This window comes from Lacicoccus kunmingensis DSM 17847, from assembly GCF_059568765.1.
The window spans coordinates 20,844-32,005 of record NZ_JCANUC010000024.1 but is presented as its reverse complement, the minus strand read 5'-3'; the positions used below and the strand labels follow the sequence as shown (position 1 = coordinate 32,005).

Genomic DNA, 11,162 nt, shown 5'->3' with positions numbered 1-11,162 from the left:
ACTTGCTTCTGATTTTCTGTGAAACGCGTAAAATTCAAGTGCAGAATCAAGGAATTATCCGGCATATTTCTTTTCGAATGCGATGGGTGACAGATAATCGAGATATGCATGAATTCTTTCGTAATTGTAAAAGCTGACGATATATTCAAGTATGCTTATCCTGGCTGCTTCGCGGGTCTGATAATGTGCATGATGGATTAGTTCTTTCTTGATAATGCTGTGAAACGACTCAATACAGGCGTTGTCATAACAATTGCCTTTGCGACTCATGCTTGTCGTGATACCATTTTCACGCAGTAATGCCTGATAGTCTAAGGCGGCATACTGGCTGCCGCGGTCTGAATGGTGAATCAAACCCACTGTGGGGGGCTGTGTCTGGAATGCCCGTTTCAGTGCCTGTATGACGAGCGCCTGTGTCATTCGATCTGACATAGCCCAGCCAATCACACGTCTGGAAAATAAGTCCATCACCGTCGCCAGATAGAGCCAGCCCGCCTTCGTATGGACATAGGTGATGTCTGAGACCCAGACTTCGCCGCGCCCACGGACTGTGAAGTTCTGATTCAGAAGGTTGGGGTACACGGGCAGATTGTGTTTTGAATTCGTCGTGGCCTTATATTTCTTTGCCGTGATGGAACGAATGTCCATCTCTTTCATGTAGCGGGTCACAGTCCGTTCGGAAATGACGACACCTTCTTGTCGCAACAAGGCGGTGATTTTAGGGCTGCCATACCGTGATTTGGACTGTTTGTGAAGCCGTCTGATTTTTCCTTTGATGATTGCTTTTCGTTGCTTCTGTGGCGGTTCGGTCTGCTTCAGCCACTGGTAAAATCCACTTCTGGACACACCGAGGGTTTTGCACATCTTTGACACACTGAATTCGTGCCGGTGGTTGACGATGAAGGTGTAAATTACTTCTGGTCGTTGGTAAAGATGCGCATAGCTTTTTTTAATATCTTATTCTCTTCTTCTAAATCTCTCAGTCTTTTCTGTAAATCCTTATCCGCCTGTTTTTCCTGACTCAAATTGCCGCTGCCAACAAACGATTCCGTCCCATTATCCTTATAGTCACGTACCCAATTTCCTACTGTGCTTTTCGCAATATCCAGTTCCCGGGATACTGCGGCAATTGATTTTCCAGAATCAATCACTAAACTCACTGCTTCTTCTTTAACATGTTTATCATAATTGTTGCCTCTGGACATAATGGACACCTTCCGTAAATTGATATCTTACTATATACTATTCGTCCGCATTTACTGTGTCCATTTTCTAGTCTAACTTCAAGATGCGATTCAGACGCATCCAGATGCCACACCAATGATCCATTCCGATCGTGGTTCCCAATATACATCCAAAGCATTCCGTCAAATCACGACAGAAGCCGGTATGACTCGCAGCATGTCCAGGTTGGCCACCTGTACAGATAATGCGCCGATGGAAAATTTCTTCGGTCATTTTAAGTGTGAATGTTATGACTTGAAGATGTATCACACATTTGAGGCATTGGAAAGCGATATCGAGCAGTATATTGAGTTCTATAATCACAAACGTTTACAAGCACAATTAAACAGCCTGGCACCGGTAGAATTTCGGGCACAGGCTGCTGCATAACTGTTTTATTATTTTAGTGTCTACTTGACGGGTGGCGGTTCAGATTGGTGGCCGGGTTTCTATAATTAGAGTTGGCGATTATAGTAACATTATGATAACTGCAGATTGAAACGTAAAGGGGAATGGATATGACACTGGAACAGGTGGATACTTTTATAGATAATCACCGGAAGAAGTATATGGAACTACTGTTTGATTTTCTTAAAATCAAAAGTATCAGTACGGACACTGAAAATATCAGACATTGCGCAGATGTGTTGAAAAGTAATATGGAATCCTTCGGCATAGATACCCGGATAATGGAGACCGGGGGTAATCCTGTTGTTTACGGAGAGCTGATGAGCGATAATAATGACTTCACGCTACTTATATACGGCCACTATGATGTCCAGGCTGTCGAACCTCTGGAGTTTTGGGTGTCCGATCCATTTACTCCTGAGATTCGCGATGGCAGAATATACGCGAGAGGGGCCGGCGACAACAAAGGGCAGCTCATGGCCCAGTTGTTAGGCATTAAAACATACATGGAGCTCTATGGATCGCTTCCGATCAATATTAAATTTATCTTCGAAGGCGAGGAGGAACTCGGCAGCGTCCATCTGTCCGAATTTGTAGAGGACCATCAGTCACTGCTTGAAGCGGATCTTGTCTACACCGCAGACGGCTCGTCCCATAACAGCGGCAGCCCGCTCATACTGCTCGGAGTCAGAGGTGTGCTCAGCTTTGAAATGACCGTCAAAGGTGCAGATTTTGACAACCATTCCGGAAACACGGGCAATGTCGTACTGAACCCGGTGTGGAAAATGATCGAACTGCTCAACACCATGCAGGATAAGGACGGTAACGTACACGTCAGCGGTTTCTATGATAACGTTCGCGGCCCCTCACAGACGGATATGAGACTTTTATCTTCTTTACCATACGACGAAAAAGACATCGGTGAGAAAATCGGCTATACAGATTTAAACATGGACGGGGAGGCGTACTACCGCAGGCTCACGATGGAACCGACGTTTAATATCGCCGGCATCCGGAGCGGTTATACGGGGGATCATGCGAAAACCATCATTCCGGCCACCGCTACGGTCAATATCGATATGCGGCTCGTCGTCGACCAGGATCCTGCAGATATTTTTGACAAGGTGAAAAGACACGTCCATGCATTCGACCCGGATATTGAAGTGACATACAGAGGCGCCATGCATCCTTCACGGACACCTTCCGACCTGGAGATTGTGCAGGTGGTGACAGATGCGGTCGGGGAAGCCTATGGCAAAACACCGTTGGTACAGCCCAGCATGCCGGGTTCACTCCCTGACTATGTGTGGACGAAAATCCTTGAAACACCGTCCATCATTATGCCGTATGCCAACTTCGACCAGCACAACCATTCACCGAACGAGAATCTGAAAGTGGAGCATTTCTTTAATGGCATTAAATGTACGTGCCATCTGATCAAGGTGCTGGGGGAGAGGCGATAGATGTTTTACATGAAGTCCTGGGTGATCTGTTATCGATTGTGTTTGGAAATATTGTACCAGAGGTATGGATAAGAAATTTATTCTGTACCAGAGGAGGACAATATGGACAAATTCAGCCTGTTTGGAAAATTTACCGTCGATGAAGCGAACCGTGATCAGCTGGTGGACATTTTGCTTGACGCTGCAGAATCGATGAAAGACCTGGAAGAGTGTGAAGCCTATATCGTCAGTGTGGCCGAGGAAGAAGCGGATGCAGTGTATGTCTATGAAGTATGGTCTGATGAAGCGGCCCATCAGGCATCATTGGAACTCGGAGCCACTCAGACACTGATTGCTAAAGCCAAACCGATTATTACAGGCATGGAAAGAATTAGTACCCTAGCAGTCAGAGGCGGCAAGGGTGTATCGTAATCCGGAAATGATGAAATAGAAGGTATGTGTCCTGAAGATTACAGGAGACATGCCTTTTAATTTTGGAAAATCTGACTTTAATATTTTAAGAAATTTGTTATATCATCTTTGAATGAGTTTTTAGCGAACGGTCTAACAGTGTGGAATTATTATATTTAGAAGTATTGATTGTTATGTTGATGTTAGTTGAAATATTTCATGTCATTTAGAGTGAGAAAGATGGTATTTATATACGTTCTTATCCGAAAGACAAAATATTTACTCTATATCAGTAATGAGATATACAAACCTACTTTTTTATAAAGTTTCAAGCTTAAATTTGTAAATTTCCAATCATTCTAAAAAAGTATTATAATAGAATATATAGATTAGTAAGAGGTGGTCAGAGTGAAAATTGCTAAACTATCTGATATACGTAAAAGAAATGTTCAAAAACGAAGTCAGGCGATAAAGGCAGCCAGGCGTGTCAACCCTGATTTCAAACCTGGCGTGCGCACATTCGATAAGCCACGTAAAAATCCAAATAAGCAGCGAATTCTGGAAGAAATGAAGGAAAAAGAAAATGAGTTACAACATCGATAAAGCCAGAAAAGATTTAGATAGAATTCCTGAAAAAGCCGAACTCTTCGACCGTATGATTCAAGTAGCAGCTATCATTACCAAACTCATGTCAGACAAGGTCGGTAAAAGTGATATGCCTATTATCGTCGGCGGTTTTTCTATGGAAATTTATACGAACAGTGAATACACCACACATGATATTGATTTTGTCTCTTCTGCATCTGATATTTTAAAGGAGAATTTATTATCGTTAGGTTTTGAGAATAAAGAACGTCTTTTTAAACATAAACGATTAAACGTAGCTGTCGATCTTGTCGACACTGCGTTGGATCCATCAGATTACGATGGAGTGACTGAATTAAAAATTGATGAAAATAAATATGTTTACGTACAGTCGATTGAAAATATTCTCTATGACAGAGTTATGGATTATGGCAGGCTAGACAATCAACAATATAGTGTTTATCTTATCTCAATTGCGCACGAAGAAATTGATTTTGATTATTTGAAACGTGAAGTTAAGAATGCAGACCCTGATGCGCTCATCGCACTGGAAAAATGGATTGAGATTGCCTTGAACGATTAATAAACAGTGGTTTATTTGATGACTCCTATGTTTACGGATTAAATGAAAAAACTGTAAACATAGGAATTTTTTGCTTCTGAAATGATATCCATTCAAGTTTTGTTAAGCTGTGTATATGATAGAATACATATAAAGTTACAGAATATTGAGAGCGGTTATTTTATGAAAAATGAACGGCTTAATGAACGTCAAAGTAATGTCAGAACTGCGGTTGGTCTGGCTGCCATCGACGGAAGCAAGCCGAGTGATTTTACAAAAAAATTGCTCAAAGGTTATGAAAAGGGACTGATTTTTTCGAGAGAGCTGAAAGATGAAATTCTTAAAAAGTACGCCAAAGTATCTCAATAGATAAATAATCCGTATGCAGAGTAAAGTATTTTCCATACATAAGAGGTGTAATCATGAACAAAAACAAGATCAGCACATTAATCTTCGATTTTGACGGGACGCTTGCAGATACGCTGCCGAACAGTTTCAATGCTTTTCAGACCGTTTTTGAAACTTACGACGGGAAACATTACAGTGATGAGGAAGTAAAAAGTATGTTTGGACCGATCGAGCCTGAAATCATCAGGGAGCATCTTGAGAGTGATGATGTCGAGCGGGCGATTGAACTTTATTTCGAAACATATACGGACAACCACGAGCGTCTAGTGAAAGCGGACAGCGCTGTCCATGTTATGCTTGAACATTTCAAGGAGAAGGGTTATAAGCTCGCGGTCGTAACGGGGAAGTCCAGGCGGAGTCTTGATATTTCGATGGAATTCCTCAAGATGGATGACGTATTCGACTATACGGTGTCGGGCAACGATGTGGAGCGCTTCAAGCCGGACCCGGAAGGGGTGTTTGACGTGCTGGACGCATTGGGTGTTGATCGGGATGCGGCGATATTCGTCGGTGACAGTGATACGGATATCACTGCAGGCAAGGGAGCGGGGCTTTACACGGTCGGGGCGCATTGGCTGCCGAACATCCAGACGGCGGAATTCAGCGATCAGCCGGATGCGCTCTTCACGGATGTTGAATCATTTGTGAAAAGCATTTAGGCTGCTGGATCATTGCCATGATTTCACATGACACAAAAAGGGTAAAATAATACTATTATATTGTGTTCCGTTTTGGACGGGTGATGATTATGGGCTTTATCCGCAAGTATAAAAATATATTTATCCATCTGGTCATTCTTCTTGGCATCCTGTTTTTCGCAGTCTTTGCACCGGATACTATCCTTCATGGGTATAATGCCGAGCAGTCACGTACAGTCGTACTGCTGCTCATTGCGATATATCTTTGGACGATATCCAAGATTCCGACAGGTGCTGCGGGCATTCTGCTGCTGTTGCTGATCATATTATTCAATCTGACGGATACGGCCGAACAGGCGATGGCGGGGTTTCTTAAATCTGCGCTCTATTTCATACTGATCCTATCCATATTGAGTGATGTACTTATAAAAACCGAGGCGGATAAGCTGATATCGGCAAAGCTGCTGAAGCTTAAAAATATCAGTCCGAAAAGGATCGTGATGTTCCTGCCGTTATTGATGTCTCTGCTGCCGATATTCATGCCCTCGGCATTTGCCAGGTTGAAGACGATTCTGCCTTTTGTTGAAAGTCTGAACGATGCGTTTGATTTTCCAGATAAGAGCGTGTTCAAAAAGTATGCGATGTATGTGATGGGTTTTGTCAACCAGAACAGCACGATGATCGTCTACACCGGCGGCGGCTATCCGATACTGGCCGCACAGCTCTTGAGCGATTATGACATTTTGAACATCGGCTGGCTTGGATGGTTCATCATCGTCGCGCCGCCGATGTGGTGTGCACTTCTCGTCAACAGTATATTTGCATGGTATTATCTCAAATTTTCATATCCATCTGAAAGTGATGCAGATTTTGATCGATCTAAACAGCAGGTCAAATATGATTACCATGAATATGAACCGTCGAAATCATTCTGGTTCGTCATCGTCACATTCATCCTGATGATATCGGCATGGGTGTTGACCAGCCCGGAAAACGTTCCGGTGCTGCTGCCGCCGATGATATTGGTCGTTTTGTATGCAATGCCGGGCATCGGGCTGATTAAAAACGAAGATATCCGGTCGTTCCCGTGGGAAAATTTCCTTATGATCGGTGCCGCATTGTCCGTAGGTATCGTAATGGATGAAAATGGCACAGCCGGACGCATCGCGGAACAGCTGATCACCATCGTTCCTGAGGATGCAGGTATGTTTGTCAGTATCATTATCATCACATGCATCATATTTTTATTCAGAATGATATTTATCGTCCCGACGTCCGCAGTCATCGTCATATTTCCCGTGATGGTCTCCTTTGCCCACATCGCCGGCATACCACCGGTCATCGTCGCCTTCATCGTCATCATGATCATCGGCGGTACCAACATCCTGCCGATTCATTCACCGACTTTGTTTTTCGCATTCAAAGAAGGTGTCCTTACGAAGAAAGATCATTATGTCATGGCAGGGTTCTCCAGCTTCACATTCATCATCGTTGCCATCCTGGCTGCATCATCTTACTGGATGCTGTGGGTGTAAACTGTTGCAGAAGGCAGGTCATATAAGAAGCGCACCCAAAAAGTATTTGGAGAGGATGCTTATCCCTCGATTGATTTAAAAGCAGTGGCTCTTTTTGGTAGTATCACACAGAACCATCCTTTCTTTAATGCAAATAAGAGAACCGGTTTTGCTGCAATGAAACAATTTCTGTGGGTAAATGGTTATAATTTGACTGTGAGCCAACAAAAGGCTGAAGATTATACAGTCTATGTCCTCGTAGAAAAACCTGAAATTGATAAGATTGCAGATTGGATTGAAGTAAATTCGGTTGTCAGAGACAAAAATTGATAGTTTGTTAAAAAATAGAACTCCTTGATGATCAAGGAGTTCTATTTTTAGATGAACATTTGGTTATAGATGACTTCTCTGTCTGTTCCTATATATTCAATACTGTTTTCCGGCAGTGAAACTTCTGCATTTCCGGCACGATCTGCAGTCATAAACCATATGATTAGAAATGAAATAATGAGTATTAGAAAAATACCGACCATCAGTAATATTGCTTTCATTTGTATCACCCTTATTTACTTTATCTTCATTGTAGTTCAACTCGAAGTTGGTGTAAATGCAACATTCTCAACGAATTATTTATTTCTCATAGACAATTTTACCATCCAGAAGCGTACAAGGTCATCAGATAAAATAGTTTTATCATCATTTGTTTTTTAATTCAGTGCTACAAAGTCTGCATATTTGCGAGTTTTGATGAATTGCTCCAAATGTATTTATAGATATGTAATATACTTAAAAGTAGAGTGTTTATAGTTTTTGAAGATATGATAAAGGAATAACACTATGACAGATGAGCTGGTATCACAAAAGTTTATAGAGGGTGAAATAATTTTTCTGAGATTCGAATATATAACAATCTCAGTTTTTTTATGCTATTTCAAACTTATATTAATATATGCTGAAAATAATCCAGTTATATTGTAATTTTATAACAAAAGTTTAAAATCACTTCCTAAATTTTAGAAATGATGATATATTTAATATAAAATAATTGAAAGAAAATTGAGAAAATTATAAATGATAAGGTGGTAATAGGGGAAGAACTGGAGAAGGAAGGTATTCAGTCCGGTCTCCAGCTCATCAATATATTAATCTAAAGCAGGACTGGCACTGAAGGAATAAAAAAATATTTTATTGAATGGTTGCTGATATGTTCGTCTTATATGGAAATTCCATGATGTATGAAGTGACACAGAGTGGCCATTTTAGTGCACGGAAATAATAGTGCACCTGCAGAATACTACATAACAATATCACCGTCAGTTGCAAGGGGAAAATTGATAACTTAAAGATTCGAGTTTGCATTATACTATAGATTTCCAATTGGGGTCATGCCAATGAAAAACATATTTAGAAGTCTTTCATATGTATTTTTCAGCAATATCGTAAACGCTGCTTCAAAGTTCCTGATTGTCATATTCATTGTGAAAATCCTGAGTGAATATGAACTTGGTGTATATACGCTTGCGCTGGCCATCACGGCACCGGTTACATTACTGTTCAATATGAAGTTAAGGTCGTATATCGTTTCCAATGATAACGTCGACTTTCAAAAGTTCTCGAAGTTCAGGGGAATGTCCAATCTTGCTGCATTGATTTTTATTGTGCTGATTTCAGTGTTGTTTTATCGGGATATTGCAGTAATCGTCATATTGGTCGCGTTCATTAAAATACTGGACATCAATACAGAGTACTATCAGGCTTTTCCGAACAAAGAGAAAAAGTTCGATATACCTGCGATACTTCTCATTATAAAAGTGACAGTATCCACCGTGATTTTCTTTCTCGTGATGTATTTCACCGGAAGTCTGACCATTGCCCTGATCGTCCAGGTATTATTTTTCTTTTTCTATTTGCAGATGGAAAGAAGGGTGAACTTATCTCTTGTGGACGTGGACAAGTACAAATCGAACATCGATCTTAAACAGTTGTTCATGATATTGATCCCGCTCGGTATGGTTCAGGCAATGTTGAGCTTCTCTAGCAATATTCCGAAATATCTGCTGGAACAGATGGCGAGTTTGGAAGCGGTGGGGATATTCGCAGGGGTACTTTACATCATTACTATTTTCGATTTGTTGATGACCACCCTGAATCAGACATTGCTGCCGTATTTAAAAGATATTTACGCCGTAAACATTGAAAAGTTCAATAAGTTTTTGAATATATATATAAATATTCTTGCAGTCATCGTCGGCTTACTTTTCATCATTCCTTCTTATTTTTTCGGAGAGATTTTGCTGACGGTCTTATTTTCAGAAGAATTTGGTGAACACAGTTATCTGCTGTATATATTCAGTGCTGTCATTTCATTGAGTATGTCCGGCTGGGCATATGATTCATCGCTTCTGATCAGCGGCGCTTTAAAACTCCAGCCGTTCATCCTGGCAGCTGTCTCAATCATCACTTTAGTATTCGGATTCTTACTGGTGGATGCCTTCGGGTTATTGGGCGCAGCACTGACATTATTATTGCTGAGTGCCTTGAACACAGTGTCAAAAGCTGTTTATTACAATGTCCATGTGAGAAGGAGGGGGGCTTATGAATAGAGTAATCTACGGTGTAGTGGCTGCCTTGGCCTTCTTCGTATCTATTTATGTTGCTGTAAATAACGTTCATTACGGTTATGATAACGTGTTTTTACTGCCTTTCATCTATGGTGTCTTTGCCGTGATTATGAGCTGGTCGGGTTCGAAGAAGATAGTGATCAACTTGATATATTTTTTGTACTTTCTCAGATTCGTCGTCCTGAATTTCATGGTGGTTTATACTGGATGGTACTCCGGCCGTGCACATATCCCGCCTGCGGAAAGCAGTTTTGATATGGCAATCGCCTTAATGGGTGTGGAGTTTATCCTGATCAATATTTTCTACTATTTGTTTTTAAAAAATGTGGATATCAATTTATACAGGACGAAACTGGATTTGAAGTTCAAACACCCCTCCAGGGAGTTCATCTACCGGTTATTCATTGTATTCACGATTCTCGTATCGCCGCTCGTCTTACACGAACTCAGTTTTTTGGGTCTCGGTGTTGGTGAAAATGTTGGTGAATCGAACCAGCTTCAAAATTTAATTTTCTTCTGCGTATACATCTCGAAATATTTACTGATTGGATTTGCACTGCAATATTTTTATAAACAGTATGAAGGAAGCAGGAATGGGCTTTACATTTTCAGTTCAGTTGTTTTCGTTCTTGCAGTGAATTCCATCTTCATCGGTGTCAACAGAATGGATGTCATACTGCCGTTCGTCGCCTCTTTTCTTGTGCTCAATTATTTATACAGACGTAAAATGATCATCTATAACTTCATCTCGGTATTTTTCCTCGTGACGTCCATGTATCTCATTTCACAGATCAGAGGGACGTTTGAATACAGAATTGTAGAAGACACGGCTGCTTTCATCACAGATAACCTGCAGGTCTACATGGGTGGGGTTTATAATGTGGCTTTAAGTATGGAACTGGGGACAATGTCAGACCAAAATCCCATACTCACATTTCTCTATGATCTGGTGCGGCCGTTTCTTGGGCTGAATCTGCTGTGGCGGTCGGATACGCTGGAAACCAGTAGCGTATTATTTAATGAGAGGATATTTGGGGAGGGACATGTTTCACAGATTATCCCTCTGGTTGGGCAGTTCCATTATGCATTCAGCTTCGCCGGGAATCTGTTTTCGGTCATATTGTTCACGGCTACACTATATATTTTGCTGAAATATTTGAAAGGGACTCATCTGTTTACCACTCTGATTATCATCGTCATCATGTTGAGGATGTTGATCACACCGCTCCAAAATATCAGCATCTTTTTAAATGAGTTTTCTTCGATTATATTAATCTTTGTATCGTTAAATATTTATGCTTATCTGATACGTATCGGGGTTGAAAACGAAGGATGACATGCAGGGAGAA

Annotated in this window: 10 protein-coding genes and 3 pseudogenes; 11 read left to right on the top strand and 2 right to left on the bottom strand. The window is 41.2% G+C overall.

The genetic code is table 11. The features are described from left to right. Nucleotides 1-54: 54 nt before the first annotated feature. Nucleotides 55-1,205: pseudogene (locus BO48_RS15040) on the bottom strand (IS3 family transposase). 100 nt (nt 1,206-1,305) lie between these two features. On the opposite strand from BO48_RS15040, the pseudogene BO48_RS15035 reads away from it, so the two are divergent. The 9 genes and pseudogenes from BO48_RS15035 to BO48_RS14995 all read left to right on the top strand — a co-directional run. After that, nucleotides 1,306-1,614 (top strand): annotated as a pseudogene (locus tag BO48_RS15035) (transposase); the annotation flags it as partial. Nucleotides 1,615-1,742: 128 nt separating this feature from the next. Continuing rightward, nucleotides 1,743-3,095: a M20/M25/M40 family metallo-hydrolase gene (locus BO48_RS15030; RefSeq protein ID WP_496368680.1), complete on the top strand. Its 1,353-nt coding sequence runs from the start codon at nt 1,743-1,745 to the stop codon at nt 3,093-3,095. 102 nt (nt 3,096-3,197) lie between these two features. Then, the gene (locus BO48_RS15025; protein WP_496368678.1) at nt 3,198-3,506 is read left to right on the top strand and encodes a putative quinol monooxygenase; all 309 of its coding nucleotides are present in this window, start codon (nt 3,198-3,200) and stop codon (nt 3,504-3,506) included. A gap of 387 nt (nt 3,507-3,893) precedes the next feature. Further along, a complete protein-coding gene (locus tag BO48_RS15020) occupies nt 3,894-4,088 on the top strand; it encodes a hypothetical protein (RefSeq protein WP_496368676.1) in 195 nt (64 codons plus the stop codon). Then, a complete protein-coding gene (locus BO48_RS15015; RefSeq protein WP_496368674.1) occupies nt 4,069-4,653 on the top strand; it encodes a hypothetical protein in 585 nt (194 codons plus the stop codon). The genes BO48_RS15020 and BO48_RS15015 overlap by 20 nt, the downstream gene beginning before the upstream one ends. Nucleotides 4,654-4,815: 162 nt before the next feature. Continuing rightward, nucleotides 4,816-5,001: an antitoxin VbhA family protein gene (locus tag BO48_RS15010; protein WP_496368672.1), complete on the top strand. Its 186-nt coding sequence runs from the start codon at nt 4,816-4,818 to the stop codon at nt 4,999-5,001. A 53-nt stretch (nt 5,002-5,054) separates the two neighbouring features. Further along, nucleotides 5,055-5,699: an HAD family hydrolase gene (locus BO48_RS15005; protein WP_496368670.1), complete on the top strand. Its 645-nt coding sequence runs from the start codon at nt 5,055-5,057 to the stop codon at nt 5,697-5,699. Between the two features lie 89 nt (nt 5,700-5,788). Next, a complete protein-coding gene (locus tag BO48_RS15000; RefSeq protein ID WP_496368668.1) occupies nt 5,789-7,213 on the top strand; it encodes an SLC13 family permease in 1,425 nt (474 codons plus the stop codon). A 51-nt stretch (nt 7,214-7,264) separates the two neighbouring features. Continuing rightward, nucleotides 7,265-7,522 (top strand): annotated as a pseudogene (locus BO48_RS14995) (type II toxin-antitoxin system death-on-curing family toxin); the annotation flags it as partial. Nucleotides 7,523-7,569: 47 nt separating this feature from the next. Here the strand turns inward: BO48_RS14995 and BO48_RS14990 are convergent. Then, nucleotides 7,570-7,743: a hypothetical protein gene (locus BO48_RS14990; protein WP_496368666.1), complete on the bottom strand. Its 174-nt coding sequence runs from the start codon at nt 7,741-7,743 to the stop codon at nt 7,570-7,572. Nucleotides 7,744-8,583: 840 nt separating this feature from the next. On the opposite strand from BO48_RS14990, the gene BO48_RS14985 reads away from it, so the two are divergent. Both BO48_RS14985 and BO48_RS14980 read left to right on the top strand, forming a co-directional pair. Then, on the top strand, nt 8,584-9,795 hold the full coding sequence (locus BO48_RS14985) for a lipopolysaccharide biosynthesis protein (protein WP_496368664.1): 1,212 nt from the start codon (nt 8,584-8,586) through the stop codon (nt 9,793-9,795). Continuing rightward, nucleotides 9,788-11,149: a hypothetical protein gene (locus BO48_RS14980; RefSeq protein WP_496368662.1), complete on the top strand. Its 1,362-nt coding sequence runs from the start codon at nt 9,788-9,790 to the stop codon at nt 11,147-11,149. Before BO48_RS14985 ends, BO48_RS14980 begins: the two co-directional genes overlap by 8 nt. The last annotated feature ends 13 nt before the right edge of the window (nt 11,150-11,162 follow it).